The organism is Synechococcus sp. MIT2312 (assembly GCF_059772315.1).
Genome location: NZ_CM186281.1, coordinates 759,829 through 775,646 on the forward strand (window position 1 = coordinate 759,829; position 15,818 = coordinate 775,646).

19 protein-coding genes are annotated in these 15,818 nt (G+C 58.9%); 11 read left to right on the forward strand and 8 right to left on the reverse strand.

Annotated features, from left to right (window positions below):
• Positions 1-116 precede the first annotated feature (116 nt).
• The 4 genes from AC6EI9_RS04665 to AC6EI9_RS04680 all read left to right on the forward strand — a co-directional run bounded on the left by AC6EI9_RS04665 (position 117) and on the right by AC6EI9_RS04680 (position 3,827).
• On the forward strand, positions 117-530 hold the full coding sequence (locus AC6EI9_RS04665) for a VOC family protein (RefSeq protein WP_498469362.1): 414 nt from the start codon (positions 117-119) through the stop codon (positions 528-530).
• Positions 527-1,081 carry a uracil-DNA glycosylase gene (locus AC6EI9_RS04670; protein WP_498469363.1) on the forward strand — a complete coding sequence of 185 codons (555 nt, stop codon included), beginning with the start codon at positions 527-529 and terminating at the stop codon, positions 1,079-1,081. Before AC6EI9_RS04665 ends, AC6EI9_RS04670 begins: the two co-directional genes overlap by 4 nt.
• A 120-nt stretch (positions 1,082-1,201) precedes the next feature.
• Positions 1,202-2,437, forward strand: a complete 1,236-nt coding sequence (gene ispG, locus AC6EI9_RS04675; RefSeq protein WP_498469364.1) for a (E)-4-hydroxy-3-methylbut-2-enyl-diphosphate synthase — start codon at positions 1,202-1,204, stop codon at positions 2,435-2,437.
• Positions 2,438-2,474: 37 nt separating this feature from the next.
• Positions 2,475-3,827 carry a S41 family peptidase gene (locus AC6EI9_RS04680; RefSeq protein ID WP_498469365.1) on the forward strand — a complete coding sequence of 451 codons (1,353 nt, stop codon included), beginning with the start codon at positions 2,475-2,477 and terminating at the stop codon, positions 3,825-3,827.
• On the opposite strand, the gene AC6EI9_RS04685 is transcribed toward AC6EI9_RS04680, so the two are convergent.
• From AC6EI9_RS04685 to mfd, 4 genes are all read right to left on the reverse strand, one after another.
• Positions 3,818-4,312 (reverse strand): hypothetical protein, encoded by a 495-nt coding sequence (locus AC6EI9_RS04685; RefSeq protein WP_498469366.1) that lies wholly within the window; start codon positions 4,310-4,312, stop codon positions 3,818-3,820. The two genes, AC6EI9_RS04680 and AC6EI9_RS04685, sit on opposite strands and share 10 nt — an antisense overlap.
• A gap of 44 nt (positions 4,313-4,356) precedes the next feature.
• Positions 4,357-4,767 carry a hypothetical protein gene (locus AC6EI9_RS04690; protein ID WP_498469367.1) on the reverse strand — a complete coding sequence of 137 codons (411 nt, stop codon included), beginning with the start codon at positions 4,765-4,767 and terminating at the stop codon, positions 4,357-4,359.
• Positions 4,768-4,970: 203 nt separating this feature from the next.
• The gene (locus AC6EI9_RS04695; RefSeq protein ID WP_170951834.1) at positions 4,971-5,138 is read right to left on the reverse strand and encodes a hypothetical protein; all 168 of its coding nucleotides are present in this window, start codon (positions 5,136-5,138) and stop codon (positions 4,971-4,973) included.
• 94 nt (positions 5,139-5,232) lie between these two features.
• The gene (gene mfd / locus AC6EI9_RS04700) at positions 5,233-8,775 is read right to left on the reverse strand and encodes a transcription-repair coupling factor (RefSeq protein WP_498469917.1); all 3,543 of its coding nucleotides are present in this window, start codon (positions 8,773-8,775) and stop codon (positions 5,233-5,235) included.
• 79 nt (positions 8,776-8,854) lie between these two features.
• On the opposite strand from mfd, the gene AC6EI9_RS04705 reads away from it, so the two are divergent.
• The 3 genes from AC6EI9_RS04705 to AC6EI9_RS04715 all read left to right on the forward strand — a co-directional run bounded on the left by AC6EI9_RS04705 (position 8,855) and on the right by AC6EI9_RS04715 (position 10,633).
• A complete protein-coding gene (locus AC6EI9_RS04705; protein ID WP_498469368.1) occupies positions 8,855-9,094 on the forward strand; it encodes a hypothetical protein in 240 nt (79 codons plus the stop codon).
• 42 nt (positions 9,095-9,136) lie between these two features.
• Entirely contained in the window at positions 9,137-9,673 is a 537-nt protein-coding gene (locus AC6EI9_RS04710) for a YqhA family protein (RefSeq protein ID WP_498469369.1), read from the forward strand.
• Between the two features lie 108 nt (positions 9,674-9,781).
• On the forward strand, positions 9,782-10,633 hold the full coding sequence (locus AC6EI9_RS04715; protein WP_498469370.1) for a sigma-70 family RNA polymerase sigma factor: 852 nt from the start codon (positions 9,782-9,784) through the stop codon (positions 10,631-10,633).
• On the opposite strand, the gene AC6EI9_RS04720 is transcribed toward AC6EI9_RS04715, so the two are convergent.
• Complete coding sequence (locus AC6EI9_RS04720; RefSeq protein ID WP_498469371.1) at positions 10,560-11,327, reverse strand: DUF92 domain-containing protein; 768 nt, start codon at positions 11,325-11,327, stop codon at positions 10,560-10,562. The genes AC6EI9_RS04715 and AC6EI9_RS04720 overlap by 74 nt on opposite strands.
• A gap of 84 nt (positions 11,328-11,411) precedes the next feature.
• On the opposite strand from AC6EI9_RS04720, the gene AC6EI9_RS04725 reads away from it, so the two are divergent.
• Together AC6EI9_RS04725 and AC6EI9_RS04730 are read left to right on the forward strand one after the other, a co-directional pair.
• On the forward strand, positions 11,412-11,873 hold the full coding sequence (locus AC6EI9_RS04725; RefSeq protein WP_498469372.1) for a hypothetical protein: 462 nt from the start codon (positions 11,412-11,414) through the stop codon (positions 11,871-11,873).
• Between the two features lie 113 nt (positions 11,874-11,986).
• Positions 11,987-12,208 carry a hypothetical protein gene (locus AC6EI9_RS04730; protein ID WP_498469373.1) on the forward strand — a complete coding sequence of 74 codons (222 nt, stop codon included), beginning with the start codon at positions 11,987-11,989 and terminating at the stop codon, positions 12,206-12,208.
• Here AC6EI9_RS04730 and AC6EI9_RS04735 read toward each other — a convergent pair.
• Complete coding sequence (locus AC6EI9_RS04735) at positions 12,198-12,959, reverse strand: 16S rRNA (uracil(1498)-N(3))-methyltransferase (protein WP_498469374.1); 762 nt, start codon at positions 12,957-12,959, stop codon at positions 12,198-12,200. The genes AC6EI9_RS04730 and AC6EI9_RS04735 overlap by 11 nt on opposite strands.
• Entirely contained in the window at positions 12,956-13,405 is a 450-nt protein-coding gene (locus tag AC6EI9_RS04740; RefSeq protein WP_498469375.1) for a DUF3531 family protein, read from the reverse strand. The genes AC6EI9_RS04735 and AC6EI9_RS04740 overlap by 4 nt, the downstream gene beginning before the upstream one ends.
• Before the next feature lie 92 nt (positions 13,406-13,497).
• On the opposite strand from AC6EI9_RS04740, the gene AC6EI9_RS04745 reads away from it, so the two are divergent.
• Positions 13,498-14,130, forward strand: a complete 633-nt coding sequence (locus AC6EI9_RS04745) for an ABC transporter ATP-binding protein (protein WP_498469376.1) — start codon at positions 13,498-13,500, stop codon at positions 14,128-14,130.
• A 21-nt stretch (positions 14,131-14,151) separates the two neighbouring features.
• Positions 14,152-15,072 (forward strand): Hsp33 family molecular chaperone HslO, encoded by a 921-nt coding sequence (gene hslO / locus AC6EI9_RS04750; protein ID WP_498469377.1) that lies wholly within the window; start codon positions 14,152-14,154, stop codon positions 15,070-15,072.
• Here the strand turns inward: hslO and AC6EI9_RS04755 are convergent.
• Entirely contained in the window at positions 15,061-15,744 is a 684-nt protein-coding gene (locus AC6EI9_RS04755) for a CPP1-like family protein (protein WP_498469378.1), read from the reverse strand. The genes hslO and AC6EI9_RS04755 overlap by 12 nt on opposite strands.
• Between the last annotated feature and the right edge of the window lie 74 nt (positions 15,745-15,818).

Below are 15,818 nucleotides of genomic sequence, written 5' to 3' on the forward strand. Positions count from 1 at the left end.
TAGAAGCTTGATCATCCTGCCTGATGTGGTGTCAAAAACAACAGAGAAGACGTGACGTCCACGACAACTCAGAAACGGATCACACAGCCAGCCTCCAGACCAGGGATCATGTCGGAATGACTGGTGACGACATTGCTTTGAGCTGGGTGCTGGCTGCACGCAGGCCCGAGCAGCTGGCGAGGTTCTATGCCGATCTTCTGGGCACCAGCTTCAAACCTGGAGTGGCTGCCCATCACTGGATTGTGCTTCTGCAAGGCCAGGGAAGCCTGCAGATCTACACACCCTCGCGCAACCGTCCATGGCCTGCCTCAGGCTCGGCTCTGGCGCCATGCCTACAACGGCGGGCAAAGGCTGACCCCCTGCTGGAGCTGCAGGCTTGGCAGCAGCGCGTGATTCAACTCGGAGGCAGGAGCACAGAAGAACCGAGGCTGGAATCCTTCGGAGCGGAATGCTGGTTGGAGGATCCAGAGAGTCAGAGGTTTTTGCTGCTTGTACTTCGGCCTGAATCAACAGAACAGACAATTCGATGACAGAACCACGGCTGAACCGGACGAACCGTGGCGAGCAGAGCCCTCAGGTGGTGGTTGGGCGTGGCAATCCGAATGCTCGCCTGATGCTGATCGGTGAAGCACCCGGAGCTGACGAGGATGCCTGCGGTTTGCCGTTCGTGGGTCGCTCAGGACAGCTTCTCAGTGAACTCATGGTCGAAGCGGGCCTGGATGAACAACACGAGCTCTACATCTCCAATGTGATCAAGTGCAGGCCGCCCAACAACCGCAAGCCCACAGCGAAGGAGATCGAAATCTCCCGACCATGGCTGAAGCAACAGATTGATCTGATTGATCCCGCACTCGTTTTGCTCTCAGGCGCCACAGCCCTGCAGGCGATGCTTGGTATCCGAAGCGGCATCAGCAAACTGAGGGGCCGGTGGCAGAAGCATGACGGCCGCGACTTCATGCCGGTGTTTCATCCCTCCTACCTGTTGCGCTTCCGCTCTCGCGAGGCAGGAACACCCCAGGACCTGACCCTGCAGGATCTGCGAGAAGCCAGACGCAGACTGCATCTGCTCTCGGAGAGCTGAGCTGTTCAGACGCACCGGGATCGATGTCCACTTGGAGCGCCAAAAGTGGCCCGACTGGGACATCGGCAAGTCACTGCGCTGACGTCTATGCCAAGGTTTGGCTCAGAACCCGTCCGATCCATGACCGGCACCTTGACCAGTGCTCCTGAAAGCAGCAGTGAAGTTGCCATCAATCCCCGTTACGACACGGTGATTCGCCGACGAACCACGCGCACGGTCATGGTCGGCGAAGTGCCCATCGGCAGTGAGCACCCGGTGGCCGTTCAATCGATGATCAATGAGGACACCCTCGACATCGAAGGATCCGTGGCAGGGATCCGCCGACTCGTTGATGTCGGCTGTGAGATTGTGCGGGTGACCACCCCCACACTGGCCCACGCCAAGGCCATGGGCCAGATCCGTGCGGCTTTGCGCGCCCAGGGATGCAATGTTCCGCTTGTGGCGGATGTGCACCACAACGGCATTCGGATTGCTCTGGAAGTGGTCAAGCACGTTGACAAGGTGCGGATCAATCCCGGTCTGTTCGTCTTCGACAAACCTGACCCCAACCGACAGGACTTCAGTCAGGAGGAATTCGATGCCATCGGCGAGCGCATCAAAGACAAATTCTCACCACTGGTCGAGGCACTGAAGAGGGAGAACAAAGCCCTGCGGATCGGGGTGAATCACGGCTCTCTAGCGGAGCGCATGCTGTTCACCTACGGCGATACCCCAGAGGGAATGGTGGCGTCGGCCATGGAATTTGTGCGGATCTGCGACGACCTCGATTTCCACAACATCGTGATTTCGATGAAGGCCTCCAGGGCCCCTGTAATGCTCGCTGCCTATCGAATGATGGCCGACACACTCGACAACGCAGGGTTCAATTTTCCCCTGCACCTTGGAGTGACTGAGGCCGGTGATGGGGATTACGGCCGCATCAAGAGCACCGCAGGAATCGCAACCCTGCTGTCAGAAGGTCTTGGAGACACGATCAGAGTTTCGCTGACTGAGTCTCCCGAGAAGGAAATCCCAGTCTGCTACTCAATTCTCCAGGCCATTGGCTTACGCAAGACCATGGTCGAATACGTGGCCTGCCCAAGCTGCGGTCGCACTTTGTTTAATCTCGAGGAAGTGCTGAATCAGGTGAGAAATGCAACCTCTCACCTCTCCGGGCTGGACATCGCTGTGATGGGATGCATCGTCAACGGCCCGGGCGAGATGGCTGATGCTGACTACGGTTATGTCGGCAAAGGTCCGGGCACCATCGCGCTCTATCGAGGTCGCGAAGAGATCCGCAAAGTCCCGGAAGCCGATGGTGTTCAAGCGTTGATTCAGCTGATCAAAGACGATGGACGCTGGGTCGATCCTGAGTGAACTCGTTACTCTGAAAGAGCGGGCCTGAAGGACATCAATGACCACCAAAAGTCCTCGATCGGCTTATGCACAGCACAGGGGTCTGTTGCTGATTCTCGGGGCAGGTGGCTTGACCGCAGCCATCGCCGTTGCGGCACCGGGCCTTGGTCTACCCAGCACCAATTCCTCATCGATCACCAACAGCCCCAAGGAGGTCATCGACCAGGTCTGGCAGATCGTTTACAGAGATTTTCTCGACTCTTCAGGGAAGTATTCCCCTGAAACCTGGACCAGTCTGAGACGAGATCTGCTGGCCAAGAGCTACGCAGGCACCGATGAGTCTTATGAAGCGATCCGAGGCATGCTCGCCAGCCTCGATGATCCCTACACGCGCTTTTTGGACCCCAAAGAGTTCAAGGAGATGCAGATCGACACCTCCGGAGAGCTCACGGGGGTTGGCATCCAAATCACGCTCGACAAGGACACCAAAGAGATTCTTGTGGTGTCCCCGATTGAAGGCACCCCTGCTTCCAGAGCGGGTGTGCAGCCCAAGGATGTCATCGTCTCAATCGACGGCAAATCCACCAAAGGCATGACCACGGAAGATGCTGTGAAGCTGATCCGAGGCCAGGAAGGCAGCCAGGTGACTCTTGGCCTGCGCCGCAAAGGGGAAGTGGTCACGGTGCCTCTCAAGAGAGCTCGCATCGCAATCAATGCGGTTGAAAGTCGGCTCAATACAGCAGCCGATGGCAAGAAAGTCGGCTACATCCGCCTCAAACAATTCAATGCCAATGCCGCCCGGGAGATGCGGGCTGCCATCCGTGAACTCGAAAAAGAAGGCGCTCAGGGCTATGTACTCGATCTGCGCAGTAATCCGGGGGGACTGCTGGAAGCCAGCATCGACATTGCGCGGCAATGGTTGGATGAAGGCACCATCGTCAGCACCAAAACCCGAGATGGCATTCAGGATGTGCGACGCGCGACCGGCAGTGCGCTGACCAACAGTCCGGTTGTGGTGCTGGTGAATGAAGGTTCAGCCAGTGCCAGCGAGATTCTCTCCGGGGCACTCCAGGACAACCAGCGGGCTGTCCTGGTTGGTCAGAAAACCTTTGGCAAGGGATTGGTGCAGTCCGTTCGTGGCCTCTCCGATGGATCCGGGTTGACGGTCACCATTGCCAAATACCTCACCCCCAAAGGCACCGATATCCACAAGAACGGCATCCGCCCGGATGTGGACGTGAAACTGAGCGATCAGGAGATCCAATCACTGACCGTGGAGCAGCTCGGAACCGGCAAGGACAGCCAGTACAGGGCTGCCGAAACCACCTTGATCAAAGCGCTGCGATCACCAAAACGCGGTCAGGCCTATCAACCGGGATCCGCAAACCTGCGCTCAGCTCTTCAGCGATAGGGAAACAGTCCGAATCCCTCACGTTCACTGCGGCTGCCAGTGCGAACCGGAGACCGATTCACTGGGACCGTGGCCATCGGAGGGATGGACACAGGGCTGTTCTGAATCCTGCGCACCATGGTCCTGCATCCACCAGCTGCGTTGATGGCTCCATCAACAGAGGCCAGCTGGATGCGCTGTCCCCATCGCGGTTCCCATCCCCAGATCTGACCCTGGCGGTTGAGGAGATCAACAGCCTGCGCGCGGCTCAGCTGTCGTTCTCGCATCAGGCATGTGGCTGTGGCCAGTGATGCGAGCTGAAGAGAAGAGGTGCGACCTGGCCCTGATGCCGAGGGGTAGCGAGGCATCGGCCTGGACACGGGCATGACGGGACGTCCTCTTCCTGCTGGAAAAGCTCCAAGGGGAAGCCCCCCCATCGGCATCGGTCCATTGCCACCGAACTGACCGAGGGCAGCCAGCGCTAGTTGCATCAGTAATGAATTCATGATTAGTCCCTGTGGATCAGCGTGAAAAAACGTTTTGGCGGCATTCAGGCGCGAACCTCAGCTCCGCAATAGCGATCGAACAACTGCAGAACATCGCGTGGAGGGAGCTTGGCGGTGTATCTGGCTTCAAGTTCAGCCAACTGCTGCTGGCGGGGATAGACACGAATCGAACGCACTTCCGCCGGATGACTCCGCGCAAGGGCTGAGTACATGGCGCGATGGTGCTTCCGATCTGAAAGAGGGCCGCCAACGCAGCGCTGCATGCGATGGGTTGCCTCGTGGGCAAGGGTGTCCCAGACCTGGGCTGGGGACCTGTGCGAGCGACAAACAACAAGGGTGTCGCTGCTTGGGTGATACAAGCCCTGAAGCCCTCGTCGAGAGCAGTCTTTCTGAACCACACGCACACCAGCCCGCGTGAGCTTGTTGCGCAGAACATCAATGGCTTCCCAGGACACCGCATGCGCTGGAATGGCTGCAAGAACTGGCAGGCAGACGGCTGGAAGCCAACACCGCCAACATCGAAGCAAAGATCGGCTCAAATGCCCTGAACAGCATGGGACCGTTCCAAGTTCTTATGCGGAGATCAAAAAACCATCACCCAGACGGGTGATGGTTATGAGCGAATATGACTGTCGTGTTTTAAAAAGGTCTGAATTGCTCAGGCAACGGGCTGCATCAACCCACCACCAGGCGAGGAATCATCGTCGTCATTGTTCTGAGAATCGTCCTGCCACAGGGCATAGACACCAAGAGCTGCAGCACCAATCAGGCTTGAAAACAAACCCATGGAACCCACGCTGCTGATCGGATCAATGAATTCGCCCACGTGGTCCATTTCTCTCCGGCCAGTGTAACGAAGAATTGCGCATTGTGTAGGAATTTTCTCATCTTTGACTGTTCGCAAGGATCAGGACCAAGGGTCAAACGCTGAGAACGGCCTCGTTGCGTGCGGTTTGCTGCTGTTCGCGCTCTTCGGCTGTAAGTCCTTCGGCATCAGGAATCTGAGCGGCCATCTGCTCGAGCCAGCTCTTGATTTCCTCTAGCTGCTTCTCCATCGGCAACACTCCAAGACCTCTGGCCATCACCTTGGCCGTCGCACCAGACCCGGGCTGATAAACGAGCCGACCATGTAGGTGCTGCGGCAACCCCTGGCGTAACAGGCGAAAAGCCGGTTCTTCCATCGGTGTTTCAAGAGCAATGTTCGGCTTCTCAGGACGAATGCGTGAAAAACCGCAGCGTTTAGCCAGAAGCTTCAGATCCATCAGCTGGAGCAGCGACTGAACCGGACCGGGCAGAGCGCCGTAGCGATCGGCCCAAATCGCTGCAAGTTCAACCAACGACTCGCTGGTGACACACTCTGCTGCCGATCGATAAGCCGCCATCTTCTCGTCGGCATCGGTGATCCAGTCAGCGGGAATGAACGCAGTGACCTGGAGATCAACCTGGGTGTCATCAACTGCAGGAATGTCCTGGCCCTGAATCTCAGCCAGGGATTCCTGAAGCATCTCCATGTAGAGATCAAATCCGATGGCTTCCATCTGCCCGCTCTGCTGGACTCCCAACAGGTTTCCAACCCCGCGGATCTCCATATCCCGCATCGCCAGTTGATAACCACTGCCCAGCTGGGCAAATTCCTGAATCGCCCTCAGCCGCTGCCGTGCCGCTTCACTGAGAGAGGCATGACCGGGATAGAACAACCAGGCATGGGCCTGGATGCCACTGCGACCGACACGTCCTCGCAACTGATAAAGCTGCGCCAGTCCGAATCGATGGGCATCCTCGATCAGGATTGTGTTGACTCTGGGGATGTCGAGTCCGCTTTCCACGATCGTGGTGCAGAGCATCACATCCGCTTCACCGCCGTTGAAAGCGACCATGGCACTCTCCAGCTCGCCCTCAGCCATCTGACCGTGCGCCACCAGCAGTCGCAGGCCGGGAAGCATCTGACGCAGCTGACCAGCCACGTCTTCAATTCCCTCAACTCTCGGGACCACGTAAAACACCTGGCCACCGCGATCAAGCTCCTGACGAATGGCACTGCGAACCGCTTCTTCATCAAGAGCGGCCAGATGGGTCTTGATCGGTCGGCGCAACGGAGGGGGAGTGGTGATCAGGCTCATCTCCCGCACTCCTGAAAGGCTCATGTAGAGCGTGCGCGGAATCGGCGTCGCCGAAAGAGTGAGCACGTCGACGTCCTTGCGCAGGGCTTTGATCTTTTCCTTTTGGTTGACACCGAAGCGCTGTTCCTCGTCCACCACCAGCAGGCCGAGCTTGTTGAACACCGTGCTCTTGCTCAGCAGCTGATGCGTTCCCACAACAACATCGATGGTTCCTTGCTTGAGACCTTCAAGAATCGATTTGCGCTCGCTGGTCGTTCGGAAGCGATTGAGCAAGGCCACCTTGATGGGATAGGGCGCAAAACGCTCCGAAAGCGTTCGCCAGTGCTGCTGGGCAAGCACTGTTGTGGGAGCCAACATCGCCACCTGTTTACCGGCCGTGATCGCCTTGAAGATGGCCCGGATCGCCACCTCCGTTTTGCCGAAGCCCACATCACCGCAAACCAGTCGATCCATCGGCTGAGACTTCTCCATATCCCGCTTCACATCAGCTGTGGCCTTGAGCTGATCCGGGGTGGGTTCATAGGGGAATGACTCCTCCAGCTCGTTCTGCCAAGGGCCGTCAACCGGAAACGCGAATCCAGGTGCCTGATGTCGTTCGGCGTACAGCTTCACCAGGTCGAGCGCCACCTTGCGCAAGGCCTTGCCGGCACGTTCCTTCGCCTTGACCCAGGCCGATCCGCCCATCTTGCTGAGCTGGGGTGGAGCATCACTGTTGGCGCGATAACGACCGAGGCTGCCCAGCTGGTCTGCCGCCACGCGCAGGATGCCGTCGGCATACTGCACCACCAGGTAATCACGCACCTCGCCGCTGATCGCCAACTTTTCCAGCTTCTGGAAACGTCCGATGCCGTGATTGCGATGCACCACGAAATCCCCGGGCTGCATTTTGTTGGGATCCACCGTGCGACTGGCTGCCTTACGGCGGCGGCGCACATAACCGGTGCTGGTGAGGGTTTGCTGCCCGAAAAATTCACGGTCAGTGATGAGAGCGATCCGCCAGGCGGGAAGCTGCAGCCCCTCGAGGTCAGCGGTGCCGCGTGTCTTCAAAGCAACAGGTGTTCCCTGTTCAATCAGACGCTCAATCGCCGGCGCATCCGCGGCATTGGGAACGAAACGACTGATGCAGTCGTGCTCTTCCAGCAAGGCAACAGCTCGACTGGGCTGGGCAGACAGCAGCCAAACAGCCTGTTTCTCCTTGCCGTAGCTCTTGATCAGTTCACCAAGCTTTCCGAACTGATTGGGATAGGCCGGCACAGGACGACTGTTGAAATCAAAAGCGTTGGGATGGGCATCACTTTCCTGCAACTCGGCCAGGTCAAAGCCTGGGAAAGCTTCTGCCAGCCCCATCGCCTCCTCGATGTCGCGATGCAGGATCGGTAAGGGCAACGCCAGTTCGTTGTGATGCTCCCTGGCATGGTCGAGCCACTGGTCTCCATGAGAGCGGCCATGACGCCGCTCATCAATGGCCACACAGCTGTCGGCCGGGAGATAGTCAAGAAGTGAGGCAGGCTGCTGCCAGGCCAGGCCAAGCAGGCGGCGCATGCCCTCGGGAGTCCCCCCCTCCAGTAATTCAGCCAGAGATTCCTCACTGAGAAGCTGATCAAGACCATCGGGCATGGCATCGCGCAGCTGTTCAGCGATCAAGGGACTGAAGCCTGTCGGCGTCAGCCTCAGGCTTTCGATCGGATCGAGGGAACGCTGGCTGGCGGGATCAAATTCACGCAGCTTGTCGAGCTCATCACCGAAGAACTCCAGACGCACCGGCAGTTCACTGCTGACAGGAAACACATCAACGATGTCGCCACGGCGGCTCCAGGTTCCTTCCTGGTCGATGGTCGAAACCCGTTCATAACCAAGCTGGGCCAGGCTGGTGGCCAGATCCTCAAGGTCGACGCTGTCGCCTTTGCGAAGGGTTCGGCATCGATCAGACAGAGCCTGCGGGGGTGGCAGATGCGGTTGAAGACAGCGCTCCGTGGCCACAATCGCCAGATCGCGACTCTGTTGATCCAGCTGCAGTTCACTGAGCACCTGCAACTGCCCCCAGGTGATTTCACTGGTGGGGTCAAACGGTTCATAGGGCGAACCTTCACTGGTGGGATAAAGCTGGGCACTGCGCCAGCCCATCAGCTCCAGAAGCGCCGTCCAGCGACCGGCCTCCTCGAGAGTCGGAACGACCACAAGCAGAGGCCGATCCTGTTGGCGCGCCAGGGCACTGGCCACGAGAGCCCTGGCTCCACGACCACCTCCGCGGAGCAAGAGCCGGTTGGGGCGATCAATGCGTTCGCCGAGCTCACTGGTCAGCGCTGAGCACTGCAGCAGGCGCACCAGGGAGCTGAGGGGCATGGCAGGACCACTGACGGCAACGCATGATTGTCGCAATTCACTGTTCGCCACTGCGTGCATCACGACGCGCTCTTCGGCCATGCCTCGATTCCGCTGCCCTGATTGCTGTTGTGGTCCTGCGGTCGTGCTGCACCCGCCGAAAGGGGCCCTGCCTGTGTGCTCCCGTTGCGGCACCGTGATGGAACGGCAGCCAGTGGTTAAGCCCATTCCACTGACAGTTTTTCTGGCCGTGAGCACAGCCCTTGTGGGACTCTCCATACCAGCGCTTCTGGGCCCTCCACCTCCACCAAGACCTCCGACAGCGGAGAACCTCGCTTAAGTCATCCCTTCACACCCAAACGGATCCAGACCAAGCTCCACCATGAACAAGCCGAGCATGAATCGATCGAGCCGCCTGGAACGCAGATTTGAAGGGCTGATCTGGAAGTTCCGACTGGTCACTCTGATTCCGGTGGTGATGAGTCTGCTGGGGAGCATCAGCTGTTTTGTCATCGGCACCTACGCAGAGATCAGCGTTCTCAGGAAAGTCTTTCGAGGTGACTTCACCCACGACAACAGCACGCTCTTGATCGGGAAGGTGGTGGGAGGCATCGACTACTACCTGATCGGAATCGCTCTCCTGATTTTCGGTTACGGCATCTACGAGCTGGTGATCTCCGACATCGACCCGCGACAGACCGATGAATCGTCTTCAAGACGCAACCTGCTGAACATCCAAGATCTCGATGGTCTGAAGCAGAAGCTCACCAAGGTGATCATCGTTGCCCTGATCGTGACGGCGTTCAAGGTGATGGTGAGCTTTGAGGTGACCTCCATCACCGAGCTGATTCAGTACTGCGCAGGCGTGCTGATGTTGGCGTTCAGCTCCTACCTGATCGGGCGCACCGGTAAACACTGACCAAGTGCCACTTCCTCCCCCTTGAGGATGAATTTGTTCATCCACAGGAGTGAGGTGAGCCAGCCATAACTGAGCGGACCTTGAAAAGGTTCCTGCCTGATGGCATCAATGACCACCAACACACAACCGGCGGCAATCCAACGACGACTTGAGCGTCAACGACAGCATGAACGCCGCCGATCGATCCCTGTGCACATCCTGCAGCGCAATGACGCTGTGCTGATGCACCTCGGACTGGCGCATCTCGGTGCCAACCGTCTGCTGCACAACGGGTCCGGTGAACGCGACGATCTGGTGCAGGAAGGCCGCTATGGGCTGATCCGAGCTGTGGAGGGTTTTGAGGCCAGTCGCGGCCACCGCATCAGCAGCTACGCGATGCCGAGGATCACAGGCCAGATCAGGCATTACAGGAGAGACCGGCTGCAAACGATGCGAATCCCCTGGCGACTGAGTGATCTGCATGCCCGGGGAATGAAGGAGCAGGAGCAGCGATTGCAGGCAGGGCTGCTGCAGCACAGCCATGAGGATCTCGCGAAACAACTCGGAGTCAGCACTGATCGCTGGCGAGAAGCCTGTCTGGCACATCGCGATCGTCGGATCCAGTCACTGCATCAACAGCGCGGCAACAGCGATGGGGCTTCTGAACCAGAAGCCCGGATCGATGGTCTGCAAGATCACAGATGCCAGCCGGCTGATCCGCAGCAGGAATGGCTGATCCAAATGCTGAACGGCTTGGAGCCGAACCATTGCCGTTGGCTCTGTGCGTTCTGGATCGATGGGCTCTCCCTGACGGAGATTGCACGCCGCGAAAGCATCGACCGGCAGATGCTGCGGACTGCACTACGAGGAATGCTCAACACCCTGCGTGCCGAAGCCGGTCGACATTTCAGCCTGACAACCCCAGAAGCCAAGCGGCAACGATCGCCAGGCCTGCCGCCCAGGCGGTCTGCAGACCATTGACCAGCTCGTTGCTCAGCCAGGACCAGCGGTCCTGGCCCAGAGCTCCCAGCAAACTTTCCAGCAGTGTGGCGATCAAACCCACCACCAGCACAACAGCAAAAGCAGCACCGGATTGAAGCAATCCAAGAAGAGCCATCACGACCGTCATCACCAGGCTGCCAAGTGCACTGGCCAGGGTTCCTTCCACACTCACCGCACCCTCCGTCCCAGGCGGCACCGGCCGGAGGGTGGTGATCAGCAAGGTGGTCCTGCCCCAGCGCTTGCCGATCTCACTTCCGAAGGTGTCGGCCAGCTTGGCCGCAAAACTCGCGCAGAAGCCAATCAGCAACAACGTTGGCGAGCCAATGCGAGCGGCGATCAGCAAAGCGAGCACAAGACCGGTGAAGGCCGATCCCCAGACATTTTCTGGGCCGCGACGACCGCCCCGACCCTCTGCAAGACCAAGCTCCTGTTTCCTGGCAAAGCCCAGCTTGGTGACAAGAGAACCGAGCACGAGATAGGCCACAACGGCCAACCATCCGCGCCAGGCCAGCGAGCCCCAGAGCACGGTGCCAAGGATGCCTGCATGACACCAACCGGCGCGCGTGAGCAACGGAAAGCGCTGCGCAAAACTGATCAAGAGGGCATTAACCAGGAGCGCGGTGAACCACAGCGCAGCGGTTTGAGACGGAAGCTCAAGAGGTGTGGAAAACATCAGGCTGTGTTGCACTGCCCTAAGCATCAACGCTGAAGGGAGCTTCGGCACGGATAATCAGCTTGACGATTTCCCCGCTCAGGCATGGTGCTGAACAGAAAGGGTTTCTTCCTTGAGCTGGGAGACCAGGAACCGCAAGCGGCGGCAACCAAGCCTGAACCCAAGCAGGTGAAGGTGGAGAGCGCTGCTGAGGCAGCCCAGCCCGCAGCGGCTCCAGCTCCAGTCGAAGAGACATCCCCTGCTTCTCCTCCTGCTCAAACTTCTGCTCCTATGGCTGTTGCTGCTGTGGCTAGTGCGGCTGAGAGCAAAACCGACACCACAGCAGAGAGCAGCGGCAACGCACCCACAGTGCAGACATCGCAGACCACAGCAGAAGCCATCGCCGCAGAGCTCGCCGCCGCAGAAGCCGCAAAACCGGAAATTCAGTTGAGCACCTTTGCTCCAGAGGCGCTTCAACCTGGCAATTCGATCCGTCCCGGCAAGCGTCGCCCAGGCAACAACCTGTCCGGATTTCGCAGCATGGCCAGCGAGCTGTTCACGAGCTGAGCGATCAGGGGCAGCCCTGTCAGGCACAATCCTGATCTGATCCATTGAGGTTTCATTCCATTGATTCTTCCGCGGACGATCACAGGCGTGACGCACCTTCTGACCCGACCAAAATGAAACTCGCTCAGTCACCCCTGCAGTTCTTCACGAGCCGCCTCAGTCAGCTGTTGAAGCAGGGAGATCCTGGACAAATTCGGCGTTCACCACGATCCGAGCTTGGTGTGAGAGAGGTGCTTCAAGGCCCCTCCTCCGTGCAGATCGCGCTGATGCAGCGCATGGGAGTGACCGGCAGACCCTTCATGGATGCCTGTAAGCGCCGGAGCCTCAGCACTTGAGCGTGCGCCAGTTGCTGAAGCTGCTGATCCCAGCCACAGCAGCGGTGGAACTGCGCAGGATGGTGTCACCCAGAGACGCAAAGATCCAGCCTGCTGCTTGAGCTGCTGCCAGTTCCTGCTCGCTCCACCCCCCCTCGGGTCCGATCGACAGCCAGATGAATCGATCCACTGAGGCCTGAGTCTCGAGCAACTCAGACAGTTGAGGACTCTCCAGCTCGCGAGCGACAGCAATCAAACGCAGGTCGTGCGGGCCAGGCGCGTTCCACCACTCTGCGGCGGAACAGACTTCAGCCAGTTCAGGAGCCCAGAGCCGCTCGCACTGTTCAACGGCTTCCTGCAAGATCGAGCTCCAACGCTCCGGACGATGCTCAGCCTGAGGAACGGAACGTTGACAATTCAGCGGCTGCAGCCGATCCACACCCAGCTCACAGGCCATGCGCATCACGTCATCCATTCCTCGACGGATCAATGCAATGGCCAGGCCCAGTTTCGGCCTTGGAGAGATCACAGTCTGACTCGGCGCCTCGATCTCTGAGCACAACTCGAGTTGATGGGCGTCCAGAAGACGAGCCACCCAGAGGTTGCCCCGACCATCAATGACATCCACCTGAGCACCCTGCTTCAGCCGCAGAACCCTGCGCAGATAGCGCGATTCATGATCCTCAAGCACAAAACGACGACGCTCGTCCGCAGACTGCAACCTGCGGGAGTCGATCATTAGGCGACGTCGTTCCGCCACGACAACGCTCAACCCATGCCGGGGAACACACTGTCGGGATGGTCCTCCACCGGCCAGTCGTCATTCACACCACCGATCAACAGTTCCTCAAGCTGCACCACATCAGAATCAAGCTGACGCAGGGCATTGATCAGAACATCGAGGGCAATTCCATCACTGGTGCCCAGATCAATCCAGCAACGGGCCCAGTCCTGCTGGTACTCCATCTGGCCCATGTTGTGCATCAGAGCCGGCATCACCCCTGTTGTCTCCTCGGTTTCGTAGTTCATCCAGCTGAGCTCATCGCCTTCTTCGTGAACCTGCAGGCTCTCGGCATTGAAACCGCCAAGACGTCCCAGCACATACCAGCTGTCAAAGATGCCATCCACATAATTCCGTTCTCCCTGACTGGGAATCTCACTGAATCGCAACCAGACCCAGCAATTGAAGGGATCAACCTCTCGGAAGCGAACGCGCATGACCCACCGCTGACTTCGTCATCATCGCCGGCGACGGAGCAATCGACCATGCTGGGGAGCCAAGGCAGCCCAGACCGGGGCATTCGATCGGAATGCTGGAACTCACGGATATCAACTACAGACCTGCAACCGCAGAACGCTTGGTCTTGAACGGCATTCAGCTGAAGGCCGATTCCGGGCGCCCATTGCTGATTTCCGGCGACAGCGGCAGTGGAAAGACCAGCCTGCTGGAGGTGATCAGCGGGATGGCCGGTGCTGACACCGGCAGCATCAGCTGGCAGGGGCAGCCGCTCAATCAGCGCCAACGACGCTGGCTTTGCGGAGTGGTGTTTCAGTTTCCGGAGCGACACTTTCTGGGCCTGAGCGTCAACCAGGAACTGAAGCTGGGCCACAGGCGACTGAGCAGTGAAGCGATGATTTCGGCGCTCCGAAAAGTCGGACTCAGCAGAGTGGACGGGCGTCAGGCTCCGGAGCGACTCAGCGGCGGACAGCAGCGGCGTCTGGCCCTGGCGGTGCAGCTGCTGCGCAAGCCGGATGTCCTGCTGCTCGATGAGCCCACCGCAGGACTCGACTGGTCAGTGCGTGGCGAAGTGCTCGAACTGCTTGACCGGCTGAGCCAGGAGCGTTTGCTGATCGTGGTGACCCATGAGCCGGAACTGTTCCAGGGATGGAGCTGTGAGCAGCTGCGCCTGCGCGATGGCCGACTGCATGCTCTGTCACCATGACGCCTGGATTGTTGTAAAGCCATGGCTGATCGGTTGGTCCGAGCCACCGCAGCAGGTGGGGGAATCAGGCTTGTGGCGGTGACCACCGGTGCAACCACTCGTGCCGCACAATCACGTCACGGACTCTCATATCTCACCACGGTGATGCTCGGCAGGGCCATGGGTGCGGGTCTGCTGCTGGCGAGTTCCATGAAGGTTCGGCATGGTCGCGTCAACCTGCGCCTGGGATCAGATGGTCCTCTCAAGGGCCTGACAGTGGATGCCGGCCGTGACGGAAGCGTGCGTGGCTTTGTGGGCAACCCCTCGCTTGAACTGGACCCGATCCGCGATTCAGCAGGACAAGCCAGTTTCGACTTCGCCTCGGCGGCAGGAACGGGTTATCTGCATGTGGTGAGGGACGACGGCAAAGGCGAACCCTTCAGCAGCACCGTCGAGCTGGTCAGCGGAGGCATCGGAGAAGATGTCGCGTCCTATCTGCTCCACTCCGAACAGACACCTTCTGCAGTGTTCGTGGGCGAAACGATCAACAGCGAAGGATTGCAGAGCAGCGGAGCGCTACTGGTTCAGGTGCTGCCCAAGGCCGCAGAAGAGCCAGCCCTGGTTGCTCTGCTCGAAGAGAGGTGCCGCGAGATTGAGCATTTCAGTCAGAAGCTGCACCGCTGCGGAGACCATCCGGAACAGTTGCTTCGAGAGGTGTTCCCAGATCTCGATCCTCAGCCCATCCCCAGCAGCGAACCAACGCAGACGGTGCAGTTCCATTGTCCCTGCAGCCGCAGACGCAGCTTGGGCGCACTGATGTTGCTGGGAAGAGAGGAACTGCAGTCCATGCTGGAGGACGACAAGGGAGCGGAACTCACCTGTCATTTCTGCAGCGAAATTTATCGATTCGATGAATCAGAGCTGCAGAGCCTGATTGAGGGAATGATCGAATCAGGCAAGTAACAGAGCTCCGGCAAGCAACAACAGCAGGGTGGGCAGTGCCTGCCATTGCTCGACACCCAGTGGCAGACCCGCCTGACCAGTGACAGCACTGAGCAATGCACCCAGAGCCAGGCCGACAACCAGGAGTAGAAGGGTCCAGCCAAGGGAGCCCAGGGGCCGGCGGCCTCGCTTGACCTGACTGATGAACACCGCAATGGTCGACAGGGCCAGAAGCAGATCGACCGTTTGAGGAGCCAGCAGCAAAAGCAGCAAGGCCAACGCTCCTGCAATGGAGCGCACAACAAGACCTTGACCCTGCACCAGTTGCAGATCGGGCATAAAACCGGCACCACTCAGCGACGGTGCAGGCAATGACATGCCGCGTAAACGGGTCAGTAAAGCTGCAGGCCCATTACCGCTGCTGGGCACTCCGGCGGACACCTGTTGACGTTCCACCTGTGAGGCAGAGGCTGCTGCCGAACTGAGGCGGCCGGACTGTCGATCTCGTAGACGCTCCATCAGGACTGCGTCGTAAGCAGCCTCGACTCGAGCGCGGGCGACTGCGTCATCACCACAGGAAGCAACAACCCGATCCCTTGCTTTTTGAACGTCATCAAATCCGGCGCCAGGTTTGACGCCGAGCAAGGAATAGGGATCTTTCGAATCCGAGCCTGGATCCAGCCCTGCAGCCATTGATCAAAGAATTTCTGACTAGAGATTATCGAGAGACTCGCCCAAGCGAGCACAAATCTTGGATACGGAAGTGA

Excerpts from the sequence above, each read along its gene's own strand:
- AC6EI9_RS04745 (WP_498469376.1), top strand. The coding sequence starts at position 13,498 with ATGCTGGAACTCACGGATATCAACTACAGACCTGCAACCGCAGAACGC.
- AC6EI9_RS04670 (WP_498469363.1), top strand. The coding sequence starts at position 527 with ATGACAGAACCACGGCTGAACCGGACGAACCGTGGCGAGCAGAGCCCT.
- AC6EI9_RS04730 (WP_498469373.1), top strand. The coding sequence starts at position 11,987 with ATGAAACTCGCTCAGTCACCCCTGCAGTTCTTCACGAGCCGCCTCAGT.
- AC6EI9_RS04680 (WP_498469365.1), top strand. The coding sequence starts at position 2,475 with ATGACCACCAAAAGTCCTCGATCGGCTTATGCACAGCACAGGGGTCTG.
- AC6EI9_RS04710 (WP_498469369.1), top strand. The coding sequence starts at position 9,137 with ATGAACAAGCCGAGCATGAATCGATCGAGCCGCCTGGAACGCAGATTT.
- AC6EI9_RS04665 (WP_498469362.1), top strand. The coding sequence starts at position 117 with ATGACTGGTGACGACATTGCTTTGAGCTGGGTGCTGGCTGCACGCAGG.
- AC6EI9_RS04740 (WP_498469375.1), bottom strand. The coding sequence starts at position 13,405 with ATGCGCGTTCGCTTCCGAGAGGTTGATCCCTTCAATTGCTGGGTCTGG.
- AC6EI9_RS04720 (WP_498469371.1), bottom strand. The coding sequence starts at position 11,327 with ATGTTTTCCACACCTCTTGAGCTTCCGTCTCAAACCGCTGCGCTGTGG.
- AC6EI9_RS04755 (WP_498469378.1), bottom strand. The coding sequence starts at position 15,744 with ATGGCTGCAGGGCTGGATCCAGGCTCGGATTCGAAAGATCCCTATTCC.
- AC6EI9_RS04715 (WP_498469370.1), top strand. The coding sequence starts at position 9,782 with ATGACCACCAACACACAACCGGCGGCAATCCAACGACGACTTGAGCGT.
- AC6EI9_RS04685 (WP_498469366.1), bottom strand. The coding sequence starts at position 4,312 with ATGAATTCATTACTGATGCAACTAGCGCTGGCTGCCCTCGGTCAGTTC.
- AC6EI9_RS04705 (WP_498469368.1), top strand. The coding sequence starts at position 8,855 with ATGCCTCGATTCCGCTGCCCTGATTGCTGTTGTGGTCCTGCGGTCGTG.
- hslO (WP_498469377.1), top strand. The coding sequence starts at position 14,152 with ATGGCTGATCGGTTGGTCCGAGCCACCGCAGCAGGTGGGGGAATCAGG.
- ispG (WP_498469364.1), top strand. The coding sequence starts at position 1,202 with ATGACCGGCACCTTGACCAGTGCTCCTGAAAGCAGCAGTGAAGTTGCC.
- AC6EI9_RS04725 (WP_498469372.1), top strand. The coding sequence starts at position 11,412 with ATGGTGCTGAACAGAAAGGGTTTCTTCCTTGAGCTGGGAGACCAGGAA.
- mfd (WP_498469917.1), bottom strand. The coding sequence starts at position 8,775 with ATGCCCCTCAGCTCCCTGGTGCGCCTGCTGCAGTGCTCAGCGCTGACC.